Source organism: Sphingobium sp. CFD-2, assembly GCF_024611135.1.
Lineage (GTDB): Bacteria > Pseudomonadota > Alphaproteobacteria > Sphingomonadales > Sphingomonadaceae > Sphingobium > Sphingobium fuliginis.
Genome location: NZ_CP084405.1, coordinates 3,705,928 through 3,723,163 on the forward strand (window position 1 = coordinate 3,705,928; position 17,236 = coordinate 3,723,163).

Below are 17,236 nucleotides of genomic sequence, written 5' to 3' on the forward strand. Positions count from 1 at the left end.
ATTCTCCGCGACGGGTCGGTCCCGAGCCTCTCTCGTGACGCTCAACCCGTCACGGCCAACCGGCCGCACTCTCACTCTTGAAGGGGGCGCTACGGGGCGCAGCCCGTTTGAAGGGGTCGTTTGAGATTCGCGAAGCGAAGCTCAAACGCAGGGGAAGCCGTTCCCCTGCAGGATCAGGCGCTGCGCGAACGCACGCTACTGACCGCCACTCAGCTCGAAAGACGTGGACGACGTGTGGACGATGATAAGGAAATCAGGTTTCCAAGACCGAATCAGCATCGAGTCACTAGCTGATTTTCTCGGAAAATCTGGAGCGGGCGAAGGGATTCGAACCCTCGACCCCAACCTTGGCAACTTCGATGAGCGGCTTCTCCAAGCTTTCCGAGCCTACCCCATACTACGATTTGTTCAGTAGTTATTGATATTTAGCCTATCCTATCGTATCCTGCTGCTGGACGCAATTGGGCGTCCCGTGGAGACAATTTGGAGACAAAGCCCCTTTCGACGAGCTTTGTCTCCAACTGGAGGATCACGATGGCAACCAGCAAACTGACCAAGCGCGCGATCGATGCGCTCGTGCCGCCGGTGAAGAAGCAGGCTGTCCTTTGGGACACGGAGGTGAAGGGCTTCGGCGTGCGGGTGCTGCCGTCCGGCCTCAAGACCTTCATCGTCCAGTATCGCAATGCCGAGGGCATCAAGCGCCGTATCAACATTGCGCGCTATGGCGTGCTGACCGTCGACCAGGCGCGCGATCAGGCCAAGCTCAAGCTGGCGGCCGTCATCGGCGGTGAAGACCCCGCCGACGAAGTTCGCCAAGCGCGAAAAGGTATGACGGTCGAGGAGATGTGCGATTGGTATCTGACCGAAGCGCGGACGGGGAACATCCTCGGCCGCAAGAACCTGCCGATCAAGAAATCGTCGCTCGACATGGATGAGAGCCGGATCAGGACACACATCAAGCCGCTCCTAGGCAAGCGGGTCGTGAAGCATCTGACCATCGCGGATGCCGAGCAGATGCAGACCGACGTGAAGGACGGGAAGACGGCGAAGCCGCGCAGCGGCGGCCGGGGTGGTATGGCGACCGGCGGCGCCGGTGTCGCGGCGCGCTGCGTGGGCACGCTCCAGGCCATCATCGGACATGCGAAGCATAAGGGCCTGCTCGACACTCATCCGACGCAGGGTGCGAAGAAGCTGGCTGGTAAGAAGAGGACGCGGCGTCTGAGCGCCGCCGAGATCGTGATAATGGGCAAGGCGATAGCCTATGCCCAGCGCAACGGCGAGAACCCCGTCGCTCTCGGTGTGCTGCGCATGCTGCTGCTGACCGGATACCGCCGGGAAGAAGCTCAGGCGATGCACCGCGCCTGGGTCAACGGGGCTGCTGGCTATGTCGCGTTCCCGGACACCAAGGGGGGTGCGCAGCTTCGGGCGATCGGCCCTGCGGCTGTCAGGGTCATCGAGAACCAGCCCGGCATCGTGGGCAATCCGCACGCCTTCCCCTCGGAAGTCGGAACGGGGCCGTTCACGGCGGTCAGTGCCTGCATCCAGCGCGTTTGCGCACTGGCGGGAATCGAGGGCGTCACACCGCACACGCTGCGCCATACCTTCGGCAGCGTGGCCGGTGAGCTAGGTTTCTCGGAGCTGACGATCCGCGCCATGCTCGGCCACGCCTCACAGAATGTTACGCAGGACTATGTCCACATTGACGAGGCACTGAAGCTCGCCGTGCGGCGGACATCGGATGAAATCGAGCGGCTGCTTGCTCTGGGCGCTGCGAAACTAGAGACGATGCGGCTCGCCGCTTGGACCACAAAGAGTCGGGGTCGATGCGGCCACACCGCCGGATTCGAATCCCCATGTGGGAGCGTGATGGTGCGAACTGTGTAAATCGAAAATTGTGAGAGACGGAGCAACATGCTTGCGCGGCGGGCGATGGCGACGACCAGAACTGGATCTTCCGGCCTCGCTCACTGTGCGGGCTTCGATAATCGCAAAGTTCAACTTGCTTGGAGGACGATCGGACTTCGTCGCTCCAACCTGCCTGATCCCGATCAAATTACCCGCTAATCACGCATGATCCCGACCGGGAGGCAGAGCTTCAAAACTGCCGTATAGCCCCTTAAAAAACAGGAGCGGATAACCGGGAGGTCCTTCCTCCAGCTATTCCACAAAACCAATCACGATTTCATGGTCACCTGCATCATGTATTTGCGAAATCTTACAGCCGACCCATGCTAACGCTCCCTCTACTCGCAGGAAGCCGTCCTGCATCGACAGGTTCAGACCCGCTATCGCTTCGTTGGGCTCTGCACGAAAGATGGACTGGCACAAATCAATATGCTCGATCGCGAGAACGTTCACGCAGAATTTCCCGGTCTCCCGAATAGATGTCCAACTCCTCGATGCGTTAGACGGCATAAAGGCCACCAAAGGGGGGTCGATGGAAACGGAGGTGAATGTTCCGACAACCTAAGTAATTGGCCGGCGCATTTCGTCACCAGATATTATAACACAAACGCTGGTTGGATGGTTACCGAGGACACGGCGAAAGTAACGTTCGTCTATTTTTATATGGGCGATGTGCCCTTCCGGAATTTCCGAACTCATCACGATTTCCTGGCCGTCATATCAAGTGCGACATCGACAATCATGTCTTCCTGGCCACCGACCATTTTGCGTTTACCAAGTTCGACCAGAATCGCGCGGGTATCGACGCCATATTCCACACTCGCCTTCTCTGCATGACGCAGGAAGCTGGAATAAACGCCGGCATAGCCCAACGTCAGCGTTTCGCGGTCAACCCGTACCGGGCGGTCCTGCAGCGGACGCACCAGTTCTTCCGCCGCATCCATGAGCGCGTAGAGATCGGTGCCATGGTTCCAACCCATCCGGTCGGCGGCCGCGATGAATACTTCGAGCGGCGCGTTACCCGCTCCCGCGCCCATGCCCGCCAGCGAGGCATCGACCCGGATCGCGCCGTTCTGCACCGCGACAATGCTGTTGGCGACGCCCAGCGAAAGGTTGTGGTGCGCGTGCACGCCGCGCTGCGTCTCCGGCTTGAGCACCCGGTCATAGGCCTGGAGCCGCGCGGCATAATCGTCCATCGACATGGCCCCGCCGCTGTCGGTGACATAGACGCAATGCGCGCCATAGCTTTCCATCAGCTTGGCCTGGCCGGCGAGCGCGTCGGGCGGCGACATATGGCTCATCATCAGGAAGCCCGACACGTCCATACCAAGCCCGCACGCGTATTCGATATGCTGCCTGGCGACATCAGCTTCGGTGCAATGGGTGGCGACCCGCACCGAGCGCACGCCCAGCTCATAGGCATGCTTGAGATCATGAATCGTGCCGATGCCAGGCAGCAGCAGGGTAGTAAGGACGGCATGTTCGAGCACCTCGGCCACCGCGCCGATCCAGTCCCAATCGGTATGGGCGCCGAAGCCGTAGTTGAACGAGGAACCCGACAGCCCGTCTCCATGCGCGACTTCGATGGCATCGACTTTCGCCCGGTCAAGCGCCCTGGCGATCGCCTGGACGTGGTCCAACCCGTACTGGTGGCGGATGGCGTGCATCCCGTCGCGCAGGGTGACATCCTGGATATAGAGCTTGGTGGTGGTCGGATCGAAGCTCATGCCGCGCTTCCTTCATGCATTCTGGCCGCCATGCGTTCGGCGGTCCTGAGCGCCGCCGACGTCATGATGTCGAGATTGCCGGCATAGGCCGGGAGATAGTGGGCCGCGCCCTCCACTTCGAGGAAGACGGAGACCTTGAGCCCGGTGAACTCGCCGTTCATCTCGGGAATGCGTAGCGGCTGGTTCGAACCGATATGCTCGAACTGGACCTCCTGCTTCAGCCGATAGCCGGGAACATAAGTCTGCACCTGGGCGACCATGTCCTTGACCGATTGCGCGATTAACGCCTGATCGCCGTCCTCGCACAGGCAATAGACGGTATCGCGCATAATCAGCGGCGGTTCGGCCGGGTTCAGCACGATGATCGCCTTGCCCCGCGTCGCTCCGCCGACATCGACGATTGCCTGGCTGGTGGTTTCGGTGAACTCGTCGATATTGGCGCGGGTGCCGGGCCCGGCGCTCTTGGACGCGATGGACGCGACGATCTCGCCGTAATGCACTTTGGCGACGCGGTTGATCGCATGCACTATAGGAATGGTCGCCTGGCCGCCGCAGGTGACCATGTTGACGTTGGGCGCGTCGAGATTGGCGCTGCCGTTGACGGGCGGGATCGTATAGGGGCCGATGGCCGCAGGCGTCAGGTCGATCACGCGCTTGCCCGCCGCGCGCAGCAGCGAATCGTGATGCTTGTGCGCCCCGGCCGACGTCGCATCGAACACGATCTCGATCTCAGAAAATTCCGGCATGGCGATCAGGCCTTCCACGCCCCCGGGCGTGATTGGCACGCCCATGCGCCGGGCCCGCTTCAGCCCGTCGGATTCGGGATCGATGCCCACGAACGCGGCCATCTCTAGCGTGTCGGACAGTCTCATGACCTTGATCATCAGGTCGGTGCCAATATTGCCCGAGCCGATGATCGCGACTTTCGTCTTCGTGCCCATAATCCTAGCTTTCGTAAGTGAAACCGACGGAGCCGAGCCCGCCAATTGTGGCCTTCACGCTGTCGCCCGGCTGCAGCGCCACCATGGGGCCGAGCGCGCCCGTCAGCACGACATCGCCCTTGCGCAGCGGCTCGCCGCGTTCGGCCAGCGTGTTGGCCAGCCAGGTCGCCGCGTTCAGCGGATGACCGAGGCAGGCCACACCGGCACCGAGCGAGGCCACGGCGCCGTTGACTTCCAGCGCCATGCCGCATGTCCAAAGGTCCAGCCCGGCAAGCGGCTTGCGGTCCTTGCCAAGAACGAACATCGCGGAAGAACCGTTATCGGCGACGGTGTCGGCGAAGGTGATTTTCCAGTCCGCGATCCGGCTGTCGACGATCTCGATGGCTGCAACCACGCTCTCGACCGCCGCCGCAAGCTCCTCGCGGGTAACGGTGTGGGCTGGAAAATCGTCGCCAATGACAAACGCGACCTCGGCTTCCGCTTTCGGTTGGAGTAGCCTGCCTGATGGCAGTGCATCGCCATCAGGCAATTCCATATCCTCGAACAGGACACCGAAATCCGGCTGATCGACGCCGAGTTGCTGCTGCACCGCCTTCGCTGTCAGCCCGACCTTGCGCCCGATAATCCGGCGTCCCGCCGCTTCCCAAAAGCGCGTGTTGATAGCCTGGATGGCATAGGCTGCTTCTACATCACGGGGATCGAGGTCATCGCGCATCGGGGGAATTGCCTGACCGGCATATGCCTCGCGAAGCCGCGCGGCCAGATCGTTCCAGATGGATGTGTTCACCATCGTCACTCCTAAACAAGATATCGCTAGTCGACGTAATAAGGAGTCTGCGCTGGCTCAATCACGCTTTACTCCGTATAACTCACGAAATGAGACAAGGTACACCCAGGCTAAACTCGCTCGATCGCTCGCTGGACCTCCTCGAGTGCATCATTCTCGATCAAGGGCGCAGACCGGCGCATGAAATCGGGCGACAGCTCAACCTCAAGCGCGCGACTGTCTACCGTATAGTCAAGTCTCTTGAGGAATTTGGCCAATTGCGCGCGTGTCGACGAGGCCATTATGTCGCCGGGCCCCGGATTTTACATATGCTGGCATCGGTCGATCCTCATCACATTCATGCGGAAATTGCACGACCACTGATACGGAAACTTGCCAAATCGGTGGGGCATACCGTCCATCTGGGCGTCCTGGAAGGAGACATGACGACCTACCTGGTCAAGGAAGGGCGTGTCGACGACGGCTTGCTCACCCGCGAAGACATGCAGCTCGAATCCTATTGTTCCGGCATTGGCAAGGTGCTGCTTGCCTATCTGTCCGAGGCGGACCGGCAACGCTATTTGTCCGGCGGACCTTTCGTGCGCTTGACGCAAAATTGTCAACGGCGGAGTAAAAGTCGGCCATTGGGCGGCGCAAAATCAGGCCGGGTGATCCGTGTGCTGGCGAGCGCCGCGAGGGCGTAGCCCGAGTGGGGGTCGCCAACACACGGATGGTCTTTTCTGTCAGGGGTTGGAGCGTGCCTTGCGCGCCTGGCTTTGGGCCAGACGATAGCTCTCTCCGTTCATCTCGAGTATGGAGACGTGGTGGGTAAGCCGGTCGAGGAGCGCGCCTGTCAGGCGCTCGGAGCCGAACGTTTCGGTCCACTCGTCGAACGGCAAGTTGCTGGTGATCAGCGTCGAGCCGCGCTCGTAACGCTGCGAGATCAGCTCGAACAGCAGTTCCGCGCCGGTTTTCGAGAGCGGCACGAACCCCAGTTCATCGATGATGAGGAGCTTGTATCCGGCCATTTGCTTGTGGAGGCGCAGAAGGCGGCGTTCGTCGCGTGCCTCCATCATCGCGCTGACCAGCGCGGACGCGGTGGTGAAGCCGACCGTCAGGCCCTTCTGGCAGGCGGCAAGGCCGAGGCCGATCGCCACATGGGTCTTGCCGGTTCCCGAGGGACCAAGGGCTATGACGTTCTCGCGGCGGTTGATCCAGTCGCAGCGTGCCAGTTCCAGCACCTGCATCTTGTTGAGCTTGGGGATCGCGGCAAAGTCGAAGCTGTCGAGGCTCTTGGCGGCCGGGAACTTCGCAGCCTTGATCCGGCGCTCGACCATCCGGCGTTCCCGGTCGATCAGCTCCAGTTCGACAAGCCGGGCAAGGTAGCGGACGTGATCTGCGCCCTCGGCCGCGCATCGCCGGGCCAGCTTGTCATGCTCGCGCAGGAAGGTTGGTAGCTTGAGCGTCTTGAGGTGGCTGGCCAGTAACAGCTCGGGGGACGGACTGCTCATGCCGCATCCTTCGCATCGCCCGAGAGCAACTGCATGTAGGAGCGCGCCGATGTCGTCTCCACCCTGGCTCTGGGCAGATAGGGATAGATCGCCATGTCCAATCGGGGTGGTCGGCGCTCCACCCGGCACAGCAGGAGATGCTTCACGGCATCAAAGCCGATCGCCCCGATATCGAGAGCCTGCTTTACGGCCGCATGCAGATCGGCAAGCGTGAAGCTCTCCAGCAGACGCAGCACCTGCACATACTCGCGCCGACCATGCTTGCCCATACGAGCTTCCATGAGGCGGCGCAGCGTTGCAAACGCTTCGGGCAGGTGCCAGCCTTGCAGGGGCGCTGCCTGATCGAGCGCATTGATCTTCTGTTCGATCAGGGGAAGGTAATGGATGGGATCGAAGATCACGTCCTCGCGCTCGTAGCTGCGCACATGACGGGCAATGACCTCGCCCCGGCAGCCGATCACCACCTCGCCGACATAGCCCCGGATCCATACCTCCTGATGGCCGAAGCGCACCGGCACCGAGTAATCATTGGTCCGGTAACGCACCAGCGCCTGCGACGAGACCTGGCCGCTGGTCTGGTCACAAGCCTCGAACGGGGCAGCCGGCAGTTCCTGCATCGCCGCCAGATCGCGCTTCAGCCTCTCGCCGATCGTCTCGCTCTCGCCCCGCAGCCGGTCGTTCTGACGCTTGCGGCATTGCTCCTCGAGCCACAGGTTGAACGCCTCCCACGTCGCGAACCGGGGGATCGGCACCATGAAGTTGCGGCGAGCATAACCGACCAGCCCTTCAACACTGCCTTTGTCGTTCCCCCTGCCGGGACGGCCGTAACGATCGCGGATCAGGTAATGCGACAGGAAGCCGCTGAACAGCCGGGCGCGCTGCCTCGTGCCGTCGGGCAGGATCTTCGAGACCAGGCAGCGGTCGTTATCGTAGACGATCGACAGCGGCACCGCGCCGAAAAACGCGAAGGCGTGCACGTGGCCGTCCATCCATGCCTCGGCAACGGCAGCGGGATAGGCGCGCACGTAGCAGGCGTCGCTGTGCGGTAGATCGAGCACGAAGAAATGCGCCTTCTGCACAACACCGCCGATCTCGACCATGGCCTCACCAAAATCTGCCTGGGCATGGCCGGGCGCATGCGCCAGCGGCACGAACATCTCCCGGCTGCGCTGCTCGCGCTGTCGGATGTAATCCTTGATGATCGTGTAGCCGCCGGTGAAACCGTGCTCTTCGCGAAGGCGGTCAAATACCCGCTTCGCCGTATGACGCTGCTTGCGCGGAACCTGACGGTCACCATCAAGCCATGCATCGATGATCGGAACGAACGCTTCCAGCTTGGGCCGCCGCACCGCCGCCGTCCGGCGGTAACCGGGGGGCTCCGAATACGACAGCATCTTGCGGACCGTGTCGCGCGATACGTTGAAATGCTTCGCCGCCTCACGCTGGCTCATGCCGCCCGCGCAAGCAAGACGCACCTTCAGGTAAAGATCCACGGTATATATCTCCACGCCCTCCCTGCTCGCGCAAAGAAGGCAAAGTGGACGACTTTTACGCCGCCCGCAGCAGCACTTCGCCGCCGCCACCGTGGTCTAATTTTGCACCGCCGTTCTCAGGCTGATAGGCCAGCGCCGCGGCCGTCCACTGCGTCGCCGCCCAGACCGCGGCGAGCACGATCAGAAAGACGGTGATGACCTGGCCCCATAGAATCTTGGTCGCGGACATGAACTATCTCCTTTGCCGGCTCACAGGCCGAGCCCCCGGCCGCGCCCGAGCGACCAGTCCACGCCGCCGTCGCCGCGCATGACGCCCGAGATGTGCTTGCCGATCTGGCGGTCGAGCGAGGGGGACCAGGGCACGAGCTGGAAGCCGAGGCCGTTGTCGATCATGGCGAAGCGGCCCGAGGCCAGCGTCAGGCGCTGGCGCACGGTGCCGGCGACATACTCTCCGGCCTTGGACGGTGTGTGCCGCAGGCCGATCTCGGCCGACAAGTCCTTAGCGGTCGTGTCCAGCTCGCGCCGTTTGAGCGTGTCGAGCAAGTTGCGGGCGAAGATGATCCGCTGCCCCTGCCGCCGCGCCAGCTGCTCGTCGGCGAGATGTTCGGCGCGCGCCTCCATCGCGGCGCGCACCTCAGTCCCGAACCCGCCGCCAAGATCGCGGCCATCACCCGACAGGTTGCGGCGGTCGAGCCAGGTGGCGCCCGGCGCGCGGACCTGCGCCGACAAGTCCATGTCCGAGCGCACGGCCAGCGCCACCCGCCGCCGGCCCTTACGATCCTCGAAATGGCGCAGCTCGACGATCGCGCCAGGCCTGCAATCGCCGGGCGCCTCGATGTCGGAAAAGCGGATGTGGTGGGTGCGCCCGTCGATGCCGTCCACGATCGCGTAGCCGCCGCCGGTCAGCTCGTCATGCAGGCCGCGATCGACCAGCCTGCCGACGACGGGCTGGGCGGGATCGGCGTCGAGCACGTAGCTGGCGGCGCCCCGGTCGATGCCGCGGTCGCTCATCGCCTTGTGCATCCGCTTGATGATGTCGCCGCGCTCGGCCAGCTCGCGCAAGCCGGCCTGCGCATCGCCCGCCAGCGTCCACTGGCCGGGCGCGATCTCGCTGGCGAGGCCGAGACCTTCCAGCTTGCGCAGCCGTCCCATCCGCAGCGTGTGTTCGCCGTCCGGCCGAACGCCCGGCTCGGGCGCCATGTTGATTACGCCATCCCGCTGCAGGGTGCGTGATAGATCGCGGTCGATCTCGGTCCAGCGTTCCGCCTCGACCTGACGCTCCAGCGATTGCCGGATGTCGAGGTCGCTGCGCAGGCCCAGCTCGCGGGTGACGATCTCGCGCGCCTGCGCTCGCAATCCCTCGCCGATATAGTCGCGCGAGATGACGAGGTTCTGCCCGTCCTCGCCGACGCCGCGCACGATGATGTGGACGTGGGGATTGTCGGTGTTCCAGTGCTCGACGGCCCGCCAGTTCAGGCGCGTGCCGAGATCCTTTTCCATCCGCGTCATCAGTTCGCGGGTGAAGCCCTTGAGGTCGCGCACCTGCTCCGCGTCCTCGGGCGAGACGATGAAGCGGAAATGGTGCCGGTCGTTCTCGCAGCGTGCCGCGAACGCGTTGCGGTCCAGGCCCTCGGCCTCGGCGCCGAACAACACGCCCTTCTCGCCGTCGCGGGTGACGCCATCGCGTTGCAAATAGTTGAGGTGGGCCGCAAGCGAGGCGCGGCCGCCATGCCGGACGACGCGGGCTTTGACGATGACTTGGCGCGATCGGTGGCCGAGCCGATGGGTGGCGCGCAGGCTGGCGACCCGGCCCCGCCCGAAGGTCGAGCGGCCGGGCGCGATGATCCGGCCCCGGCGCGAGACATGGCCGCCGGCGCGCTGGGCGGCGACGAGCGCCTGGGCGATGATAGGCAGCGCGCGCTGGCCGCCGCGCGAACGGATGCGACCTAGCCGAATGCGGAAATCGTCGTCGCCGCTCATGGCGCGAGGCTCCGCAATGTGCGGAAAACCGTGATGTTTGCTGGTGTTCGGCGCTCGCCGCACATTGCGCGTTTCGCGCGCACATTGCGCAGCAGTGGCCAAAAGCCTTGAGTATCAAGGCTCCGACCGGGGCAAAATGGCATCGCACATTGCCGCCCTTTATCTTGCCCTCGTTCCTTCCCCTGCAAAGTCAGAACCTTCACCCCTTCCGGCGCTGCGAAAGTCTGCGAGGCAATTCGCCAGAGGGCGCCGCAGCCGCTCATTGCGCGGCTCGGCCGGAAAGGGAGACGAACAGGCCGGCCTGACGCGGCGACACGGCGGCCACCGCGATAGCCGCAGGATCAGCAGGCGGATGCTCTGGCGACACGGCGGCGACGCCACGTTCAGCGTCCGACTGCACCTGCGAAACCGCGCCCGAGCGTGCCGTGAACAATGCGGCGCGACGCCAGGCGAACGGGTCAGGCGGCGGTGCGGCGGCAAGCTGGGTGTCGGGCGAACCGCCAGTGATCGACGCCAGCTTTGCGAGATAGGCGCGCGTCTCGGCGGGCAGCGGACGGCCATGCGAGAGATGCTCGTCGGTGCGACCCGGCCCGGCATTGTAGGCCGCCAGCATCGCCGTCACGTCGCCATAGCGATCGTGCAGTTCGCGCAAGTAGGCCGTGCCCGCCATGATGTTGTCGCGCACATTGAAGGGATCGGACCCGAGCCCGTAACGCGCGCGCAGACCGGCCCAGGTGGCGGGCATGATCTGCATCAGACCCCTTGCGCTAGCGGTCGAGACCGCGCGGGCATCGCCGTTGCTTTCGACGCGCATGACCGCCCATATCCACGCCTCCGGGATGCCGAAACGACGCGCGGCGTCGGCGACGTGTGCGGCATAGGGATGACTCGCCCTCGCCCGCTCGGCCGGCGCGTCCTGCGCCAGCGCGGCGACCGGCGCAGCGCCGGGCGACAGCAGCAACAGGATCGCAAACCAAGCAGGCAATCCGCCCTCGCTCCGACGCCAGCCTGCCAGCGTGCTCGCTGCGGCCAAGGGTGCGCGCGAAGCGCCGGCCGGGGGCCGCCCTGGACCTTCGCTGCGGGCCCCGGCCGGCCTGCGACCGAGTGGGACAAAGGGATGAGACGGCTTTCCCGCGAACAAAGGGATGACCGGAACAACGGCGATCACCGCGGTGCTGACGGTGGAACGCACGGCCTCAGTCCTGCTCGCGGCGCTTCTGCGGACGGTTCCACCGCAGCGACCAGGAGGATTGGTCGCCGTCGTTCTGGAACAGGGCGGCGCGGATCGGCTGCACGAGGGCGGGATCGTCGAGGCGCAGCGAGACATATTCGCCGGCGCGCTCGCCGGTCTCATTCCAGCCCGCGCCGACTTCCGGCCCGTCCTCGCTGTCGCCGAGATGGACGCGCCAGTCAGGCATGTTCTCGCCGTCTTGGCGGTCGGCCGGCACGAGGCAGAGCGGCGCGTCGAGCGTCAGCGTATGGATGCGGCCCTCATAGCCGTGGCGGGTGCGGGTGAAGCTGCCGATCTGCATGGGATACTCCTTTCGTTGGCAGGGTGGTTGCAGGGGTCATGGCCGCAGGCCGCGCCACCGCAGCGGCGTGTCCGGCGTGTCGCGGGTCAGCAGCGGGGTTGCCCGGCCGAGCAGCGTCGAGGCCGGCAGCGCGCCGAAATAGCGGCCGTCCATGCTGTCGGGGACGGTTGGATTGAGCAGCAGCAGTTCGCCTGGCTTCAGCGTCCGGCAACCCTGCCAAGCGGGCAGAGCACGGCCGCGGCCGTCCCGCGCGCGGGCGACGGCGACGGGCCGTGCGTCGACGCTCACCGCGCCGCCCTTCCGGCATATGCGTTGTCCGGCTTTCGCCGCGACATGCTTCAGGAGCGGCACCCCCTCGGGGAGATAGCGGCGAGCGGCCAGCCAGCGGGCCAGCGGCGGAGTCGGCGTCACGGCGACCAGCACGCCGGCCGGCGGATCGCTGTCGGTCTGTATCCGGTAGAGCCCGATCGGCGCGCTGGCGCTGGCGTTCCAGATGAGCCGCGGGCGCGGATCGAAAATCGCCACCGTGACAAACATTCCGGCGAACAACTCGCCCGCCAGCACCGTTGCGATGACATAGCCGAGGCGCGTCATCCCTCGATCTCCCGGCGCTTGAGCCAGGCGCGATGGCGCTCGATCGTGTAGGGTCGCGGCTGATGACCGCCGGCGATACGGTTGTGGACGTGTCGCCAATGATCGGGCGCGGCGTCGCAGGGATCGACGCCGGCCGCCTCCACCGCGTCGATCGCGGCGAGCACCTGGGCGACCTTCGGCCAGTCCTCGATCTTGAGCAGGATGTCGCCGCCCGGCCTGACGAACGGCAGCGTCGTGTAGGGCTCGCCCGCCGCAACCGCGCGCACCACGTCGATGCGCGATATGATCGTGCCGAAATCGTTGGACGCCCAGCGGACGAACGCGAAGACGGCGCCTGGCCGGAAGCTGGCGACGCGCGTGCGGCGTGTGGTGATGCGATCCTGCGCGGCCCGGCCGAAGCGTATCCAATGCTCCAGCTTCTTCTCGATCCAGGTCAGCTCGACATGGGTGAGGCCGTCGTGGGCCAGCGCGCTCAGCGCGCCACCGCCGCGTGGGCCGGCGGGCCTGTCGGGATTCATTGGCGGTCTCCGGGATTAGGGTGCGCAGCGCGCGTGTGGCGCGCGGCCTTCAGCGCCGGGCTGTCCACAGCCGCGCGCGCCGTTAGCAAGAATCCGAAGGATTCTTTTCTATTAGCACCGTTAGAAGGGAGTCGATTTCGCGAGGGTTTCCGCAGGTTTGCGAGGACCGCGCGTTCCCGATAGTCCGTGTCCGGCGTTCCCGATCGTCCGAATCCGCCTGTTCCTGATAGTCCGAGCCTCATGGCCGGTTATCCACAGGCTTGAGGCCGACGCGGCGCACGGCGGCGTCGAACGGATCTTGCGCGATCGGGGTGAAGGTCAGCCGGTCGCGGCCGAGCGCATGTTCGAGCGCGAGGACGTAGCCGGGCAGCGGTTGACGGGCGACGATGCCGCGCAGCTCGAACGCGAAGCGCCGGAGCGGCGAGAGCACACCCGATTTCAGATGGAGGTGCGGAACGTCGAAGCTCCAGCCGCCGTGCTGGCGGCCGCCATGCTTGCGGACGATGCGGTAAAGCCAGCGCTCCAGGCCGCCGGTGAGATCGAAATAGGCGCGGTCGATCGTCAGGACGAGCGCGCGATCCAGCACGCCGGCATAGAACCAGTCCGCCAGGATCAGTTCGATGCCGAGCGCGCGACCATTGCCGTCCGCCCGCTCGCGCCATTCGTTGATCCAGGAAAAGCGATGGCGCCGGCGCTGATGCTCCTGCCGGATCGAAGTGGCGACCGTCGTGGATTGCAAACGGTCGAGCGCCGCCTTCAGGCGCTCGTAGCTCGCCTTGCCGAAGCCGCGCCGGGTGAACGCCAATATCTCGTGCGGCGTCGTCGCCATCAGGCGCGAGGTTGGCCGTCCGGCATCGCGCGCCTCGATGAGCTGGCTGGCCGCCCAGATCAGCACGTCGGCGTCCCAAATAGTCGCCATGCCGTGCTCGGGCACGGCTTCGACCGAGATCCAGGTCGCGCCCATGCGGAAGTCGATCGGCGCCGCGCGCCTGGTCTTGGCGAGGCTGAAGAACGGCCAGGCCATCAAGTCCTGCGCGTCGCGGACGGCGAGGTCGCCGGGGACGGAACGGAACAGCTCAAGCTGCGTCCGCTCGACGCTGGACCGGTCAGACGGGGACGACGCGGCGGGCATGGGTGCTCAGCGCCGCACGCAATCGGTGGGCAGGCGCTTGGCGGGGTAAACCACGCCGGCGCCGGGATCACAGGTCGAGCGGCGGGTGCCAAGCGCCGCCCAGGCATCGAGGTCGTCGATCGCGTAGACGATGCGGCCGCCGAGTCGGCGGAACACCGGCCCGGTGCCGAAGCAGCGATGTTTCTCCAGCGTCCGCGCCGACAGGCCGAGATGGATCGCCGCATCGGGCGTCTTGAGATAGCGTGGCGTCGTGACGGCGACAGGCTCGGCCATGATGATCCTCCTGATGATGGCCGGCTCCGAAAAGCGGGGCCGGCGGACAGGAGGCGATGGTGGCGAAATGACCCCAAGCCGAAGAAGGGACAAAGTCGAGGGGGTCGGGAATGTCCCCCTCAACCGCCGCGCAGCAAGCGGATATAGCCGCCGTCGCGCAGCTCCACGGCCTCGGCGATCCATCGGCTGATGCGCTTGCGCTCGCGGCTTTCGGTCCAATCGGCGGCGTTGTAGGCGCAGACGTCGCCGTCGATCAGCGCGGCGGCCAGCTCCTTGCGGGTGGCGCCGGCCTGAATGCCGTCGAGCACTTGCAACAGCGTGAGCAGATGACGCCGCCGGAAGGGCGTCGGACGCAAGGGCGGCGGCCCGGCCGCCAAGCCACCCAGGCGGCGGGACAGCCGCTCGGCGGCCGCGAGGCGGGTGATGGGATCGCTCCCGATCGGCAGCATCATGGCCAGCGGCCGGTCGAGCGAGCCCGACACCCAGAGATGCGCGTCGCCATCGGTGTCAGCGAGGATGAGATGGAGGAAGTCGCCGATTCTCGTCCGCGCGCGAACGGCGCCCAGCATTTTCATGTCGAGGCCCGGGACAGCGCCGATGTCGGGCAAGGCCGGCGCCAGGACGATGCTGGCCGGGGACAGGTCCGGCCGCGCCACCGCCAGCTTCGGATCGAAGGCGAAAGCCGGCGCGGCGTGGAAGCTGATTCCCCAGCGCCGCACCAGACCGGCGGTCGCCTCGTCTGCGGTGATCGCGCCGCGCTTCACGCGGCCGAGCGCGCGGTGGTAGTCGGTGCGATACTGTTCATTCCGGCTGACGTAGCCGATGGCGATGTCGGAATATTGCAGCGCGTCGTCCCCGGCTTCGTCCGGGGACACGCGCCAATCCTTCTCAGGCGGCATCGTAACCCTCCCAAGCATGGCCCTCTGGGGAGCGCGTTGGAAGATGTTCTCAGGCTCGCCGTTGGCGAGAAGCCCTGCCGAGCGGGCGAGCGCATAGCGGATTCAAGTCAGCGTTTTGACTGGCTTTTCCGAACCGCCGGCGGGCGGCCAAGGTCGATTCTACGACCCTGGCGGACGCAGATAATGGTGGTAGCCGGTCTCGCTCATCCACCGGGCGCGAGCGAGATGGGAGTCGTGGACGAGGCGCGCGCGTTCGGGTTCGGCGGCCGGGTCGATCCCGAAGATGATCCGCACGGCTTCGCGCCAATCGGCTTTTTCCTCGGCGGCATCGAGCAGCCGCCAATAGGTCCGATGATGGCGTTCGTCATACTCGGTGACGTGCGGCGCATCGGGCGCGCGGTCCTCGAAAGCGGCTATCGCCATCGCCTCGCTCCGCCTTCAGCCATTGCCCCCTGCGCGTGCCGATTCACCAAACATACACCATAATGGATCGAAATAATCGCCCCGACGCGGCTATGGCCGAGTCATGTCGAGGGGATAATCTACTCAACAGCAAGGCCCGTTTACTTCCGGGTCTTCTCCAGAGCCTCGCGCACCACCATCAGGCCTTCGCCGCGATCCGAATCGAGAAAGACGACGCCAGCCGCCTCCAGCGCCCTGACCACCTGATGCCGCGTGTCTTCGCGCACGGGCAGGCCGCTCTCTGACTCGACGCGCTTCAGCGCGGTCAGAGCAACAAGGGCCTTGTCGGCAAGCATCTCCTGTGTCCAACCGAGAAGCGCGCGTGCGGCCCGCACTTGGCGGGAAGTGATCATGCATGACCACCTCCACAAGCAACGCGCTGTACGCCATGAAAACGACTATTATAGTCGTCTTGGGATAATGTGAATATACGCGCTCATGAAAACGGCCGCGCGGCCGTCGCCGATCCGGGTCGAGCCGGATCGGCGCAAATCCATAGCTGCCGGGAAGCCTAAAGCCGCAGGGCCGAAACCGGCCCTGCGGCGGCGCGTGGTTATCCCGCCTTCAAACGCTGCATGCCTTCGGCCAGCGTCCAGAGCGCGCGATTAAGGGTGACGTTCTGGTCGATGCCGTTGATGGCGCGGGTCTGGCTGCGGCGGATGCGGCCCTCGGCATTGCGCTTGCGGCCATGCAATCCGCCACGAACGACGTTTTCCTGAATGACGTTGAACGTGCTCCACAGGCTGGAGCCTACATCCTCGCGGCGGCGCGGCTCGATGATCTGCTCGGGACGAAGCGGGCTTTCGTCCTCGCCATAGCGGGCGACCAGGCTCACCTCGCCGAGCAACCGCCGCTCGTCATCGGAAAGCTGCGTCGCTTTCATGCCCTCGCTGGCGTCGATCAGGCGCGGGAAATCCTCGGCAACGGTATAGACGCCTTCGATGATGTCGTCCTGAATGTTGCCCTTGTGGGGGACGCGGACTTCCTCGAACCGCTCGCCCGCGATCATGCTGTTGGTGCAGACGAAGCGCAGCATCCCGGCGAACATCTGATAGGCGCTGGTCCCGTCATGGCTGTTGACGATGATGACCTCGGCGGCCTCGGGCTTGCCGATGCCGTCATCGCGGCGCAGGCGCAGCATGTGCTTGGCGTGACCGTGGCGGCCGCCGTCGCGGGGGACGGACTGGACGGCGAAGAACGGGAACCACCCTTCCCGGCGCAACCCCTCCACGATGTCGATGGTCGGAACATAGACATAGCGCTCCGAACGGCTGTCATGCGCCTCGCGGGCGAAGATGGACGGGACGTGCCGATACAGCGCCTCGTTGTCGAGCGCCTCATAGCCGCTGATCTGGTGGGCGTTGCGGCCGAACCGGGTCGCGAGTTGATGATACATGGTCGGTTCCTTCCTTGGGCTTGGGTTTCCGCGCAGCGGAGCGCCGCGCTGAAACCCTGCCCGTCGGCGAGACCGGGGGTGCAAACGGAGGGGCGGCTTCGCGGGGA

General features: G+C 65.1%; 19 protein-coding genes and 2 pseudogenes. 3 read left to right on the forward strand and 18 right to left on the reverse strand.

Annotation, left to right across the window (positions count from 1 at the left end; translation table 11 throughout):
* Nucleotides 1-534: 534 nt before the first annotated feature.
* Nucleotides 535-1,884, forward strand: a complete 1,350-nt coding sequence (locus tag LDB29_RS18365) for a site-specific integrase (RefSeq protein ID WP_255326283.1) — start codon at nt 535-537, stop codon at nt 1,882-1,884.
* Between the two features lie 273 nt (nt 1,885-2,157).
* On the opposite strand, the pseudogene LDB29_RS18370 reads toward LDB29_RS18365, so the two are convergent.
* From LDB29_RS18370 to LDB29_RS18385, 4 genes and pseudogenes are all read right to left on the reverse strand, one after another.
* A pseudogene (locus LDB29_RS18370) lies at nt 2,158-2,451 on the reverse strand (flavin reductase family protein); the annotation flags it as partial.
* 152 nt (nt 2,452-2,603) lie between these two features.
* Nucleotides 2,604-3,632 carry a 4-hydroxy-2-oxovalerate aldolase gene (gene dmpG, locus LDB29_RS18375; protein WP_176592408.1) on the reverse strand — a complete coding sequence of 343 codons (1,029 nt, stop codon included), beginning with the start codon at nt 3,630-3,632 and terminating at the stop codon, nt 2,604-2,606.
* Nucleotides 3,629-4,573 (reverse strand): acetaldehyde dehydrogenase (acetylating), encoded by a 945-nt coding sequence (locus LDB29_RS18380; protein WP_176592409.1) that lies wholly within the window; start codon nt 4,571-4,573, stop codon nt 3,629-3,631. Before LDB29_RS18380 ends, dmpG begins: the two co-directional genes overlap by 4 nt.
* Before the next feature lie 4 nt (nt 4,574-4,577).
* The gene (locus LDB29_RS18385) at nt 4,578-5,363 is read right to left on the reverse strand and encodes a 2-keto-4-pentenoate hydratase (protein WP_176592410.1); all 786 of its coding nucleotides are present in this window, start codon (nt 5,361-5,363) and stop codon (nt 4,578-4,580) included.
* An 86-nt stretch (nt 5,364-5,449) separates the two neighbouring features.
* On the opposite strand from LDB29_RS18385, the pseudogene LDB29_RS29415 reads away from it, so the two are divergent.
* Nucleotides 5,450-5,611: pseudogene (locus tag LDB29_RS29415) on the forward strand (helix-turn-helix domain-containing protein); the annotation flags it as partial.
* 57 nt (nt 5,612-5,668) lie between these two features.
* Complete coding sequence (locus LDB29_RS18390; protein WP_257555252.1) at nt 5,669-6,043, forward strand: IclR family transcriptional regulator C-terminal domain-containing protein; 375 nt, start codon at nt 5,669-5,671, stop codon at nt 6,041-6,043.
* Between the two features lie 39 nt (nt 6,044-6,082).
* Here LDB29_RS18390 and istB read toward each other — a convergent pair whose 3' ends face one another.
* The 14 genes from istB to LDB29_RS18460 form a co-directional block, all read right to left on the reverse strand.
* The gene (istB, locus tag LDB29_RS18395) at nt 6,083-6,850 is read right to left on the reverse strand and encodes an IS21-like element helper ATPase IstB (RefSeq protein ID WP_054944222.1); all 768 of its coding nucleotides are present in this window, start codon (nt 6,848-6,850) and stop codon (nt 6,083-6,085) included.
* On the reverse strand, nt 6,847-8,343 hold the full coding sequence (gene istA / locus LDB29_RS18400) for an IS21 family transposase (protein ID WP_082430708.1): 1,497 nt from the start codon (nt 8,341-8,343) through the stop codon (nt 6,847-6,849). Before istA ends, istB begins: the two co-directional genes overlap by 4 nt.
* A 55-nt stretch (nt 8,344-8,398) precedes the next feature.
* Nucleotides 8,399-8,572 carry a hypothetical protein gene (locus LDB29_RS18405; protein ID WP_257557086.1) on the reverse strand — a complete coding sequence of 58 codons (174 nt, stop codon included), beginning with the start codon at nt 8,570-8,572 and terminating at the stop codon, nt 8,399-8,401.
* A gap of 20 nt (nt 8,573-8,592) precedes the next feature.
* Nucleotides 8,593-10,323 (reverse strand): VirD2 family relaxase/mobilization nuclease, encoded by a 1,731-nt coding sequence (locus LDB29_RS18410; protein WP_257555254.1) that lies wholly within the window; start codon nt 10,321-10,323, stop codon nt 8,593-8,595.
* Nucleotides 10,324-10,582: 259 nt separating this feature from the next.
* Nucleotides 10,583-11,308, reverse strand: coding sequence for a lytic transglycosylase domain-containing protein (locus tag LDB29_RS18415; RefSeq protein ID WP_230187804.1), 726 nt, complete (start codon nt 11,306-11,308; stop codon nt 10,583-10,585).
* 211 nt (nt 11,309-11,519) lie between these two features.
* A complete protein-coding gene (locus LDB29_RS18420) occupies nt 11,520-11,855 on the reverse strand; it encodes a DUF736 domain-containing protein (protein WP_176592445.1) in 336 nt (111 codons plus the stop codon).
* Between the two features lie 36 nt (nt 11,856-11,891).
* Nucleotides 11,892-12,449, reverse strand: a complete 558-nt coding sequence (locus LDB29_RS18425; protein WP_176592446.1) for a S26 family signal peptidase — start codon at nt 12,447-12,449, stop codon at nt 11,892-11,894.
* Complete coding sequence (locus LDB29_RS18430; protein ID WP_176592447.1) at nt 12,446-12,967, reverse strand: DUF2840 domain-containing protein; 522 nt, start codon at nt 12,965-12,967, stop codon at nt 12,446-12,448. Before LDB29_RS18430 ends, LDB29_RS18425 begins: the two co-directional genes overlap by 4 nt.
* 238 nt (nt 12,968-13,205) lie before the next feature.
* Nucleotides 13,206-14,099, reverse strand: a complete 894-nt coding sequence (locus tag LDB29_RS18435) for a replication initiator protein A (protein ID WP_176592448.1) — start codon at nt 14,097-14,099, stop codon at nt 13,206-13,208.
* Nucleotides 14,100-14,105: 6 nt separating this feature from the next.
* Nucleotides 14,106-14,372: an AlpA family transcriptional regulator gene (locus tag LDB29_RS18440; RefSeq protein ID WP_176592449.1), complete on the reverse strand. Its 267-nt coding sequence runs from the start codon at nt 14,370-14,372 to the stop codon at nt 14,106-14,108.
* 119 nt (nt 14,373-14,491) lie between these two features.
* Entirely contained in the window at nt 14,492-15,271 is a 780-nt protein-coding gene (locus LDB29_RS18445; RefSeq protein ID WP_176592450.1) for a DUF2285 domain-containing protein, read from the reverse strand.
* A 159-nt stretch (nt 15,272-15,430) separates the two neighbouring features.
* Nucleotides 15,431-15,694: a DUF2285 domain-containing protein gene (locus LDB29_RS18450; protein ID WP_176592451.1), complete on the reverse strand. Its 264-nt coding sequence runs from the start codon at nt 15,692-15,694 to the stop codon at nt 15,431-15,433.
* 140 nt (nt 15,695-15,834) lie between these two features.
* Complete coding sequence (locus LDB29_RS18455) at nt 15,835-16,086, reverse strand: XRE family transcriptional regulator (protein ID WP_176592452.1); 252 nt, start codon at nt 16,084-16,086, stop codon at nt 15,835-15,837.
* 200 nt (nt 16,087-16,286) lie between these two features.
* Entirely contained in the window at nt 16,287-17,129 is an 843-nt protein-coding gene (locus LDB29_RS18460; protein ID WP_176592453.1) for a DUF932 domain-containing protein, read from the reverse strand.
* Nucleotides 17,130-17,236 lie beyond the last annotated feature (107 nt).

Coding starts and splice junctions, on each gene's coding strand:
- LDB29_RS18365 (WP_255326283.1), top strand. CDS start 535: ATGGCAACCAGCAAACTGACCAAGCGCGCGATCGATGCGCTCGTGCCG.
- dmpG (WP_176592408.1), bottom strand. CDS start 3,632: ATGAGCTTCGATCCGACCACCACCAAGCTCTATATCCAGGATGTCACC.
- LDB29_RS18380 (WP_176592409.1), bottom strand. CDS start 4,573: ATGGGCACGAAGACGAAAGTCGCGATCATCGGCTCGGGCAATATTGGC.
- LDB29_RS18385 (WP_176592410.1), bottom strand. CDS start 5,363: ATGGTGAACACATCCATCTGGAACGATCTGGCCGCGCGGCTTCGCGAG.
- LDB29_RS18390 (WP_257555252.1), top strand. CDS start 5,669: ATGCTGGCATCGGTCGATCCTCATCACATTCATGCGGAAATTGCACGA.
- istB (WP_054944222.1), bottom strand. CDS start 6,850: ATGAGCAGTCCGTCCCCCGAGCTGTTACTGGCCAGCCACCTCAAGACG.
- LDB29_RS18405 (WP_257557086.1), bottom strand. CDS start 8,572: ATGTCCGCGACCAAGATTCTATGGGGCCAGGTCATCACCGTCTTTCTG.
- LDB29_RS18410 (WP_257555254.1), bottom strand. CDS start 10,323: ATGAGCGGCGACGACGATTTCCGCATTCGGCTAGGTCGCATCCGTTCG.
- LDB29_RS18420 (WP_176592445.1), bottom strand. CDS start 11,855: ATGCAGATCGGCAGCTTCACCCGCACCCGCCACGGCTATGAGGGCCGC.
- LDB29_RS18425 (WP_176592446.1), bottom strand. CDS start 12,449: ATGACGCGCCTCGGCTATGTCATCGCAACGGTGCTGGCGGGCGAGTTG.
- LDB29_RS18430 (WP_176592447.1), bottom strand. CDS start 12,967: ATGAATCCCGACAGGCCCGCCGGCCCACGCGGCGGTGGCGCGCTGAGC.
- LDB29_RS18435 (WP_176592448.1), bottom strand. CDS start 14,099: ATGCCCGCCGCGTCGTCCCCGTCTGACCGGTCCAGCGTCGAGCGGACG.
- LDB29_RS18440 (WP_176592449.1), bottom strand. CDS start 14,372: ATGGCCGAGCCTGTCGCCGTCACGACGCCACGCTATCTCAAGACGCCC.
- LDB29_RS18445 (WP_176592450.1), bottom strand. CDS start 15,271: ATGCCGCCTGAGAAGGATTGGCGCGTGTCCCCGGACGAAGCCGGGGAC.
- LDB29_RS18450 (WP_176592451.1), bottom strand. CDS start 15,694: ATGGCGATAGCCGCTTTCGAGGACCGCGCGCCCGATGCGCCGCACGTC.
- LDB29_RS18455 (WP_176592452.1), bottom strand. CDS start 16,086: ATGATCACTTCCCGCCAAGTGCGGGCCGCACGCGCGCTTCTCGGTTGG.
- LDB29_RS18460 (WP_176592453.1), bottom strand. CDS start 17,129: ATGTATCATCAACTCGCGACCCGGTTCGGCCGCAACGCCCACCAGATC.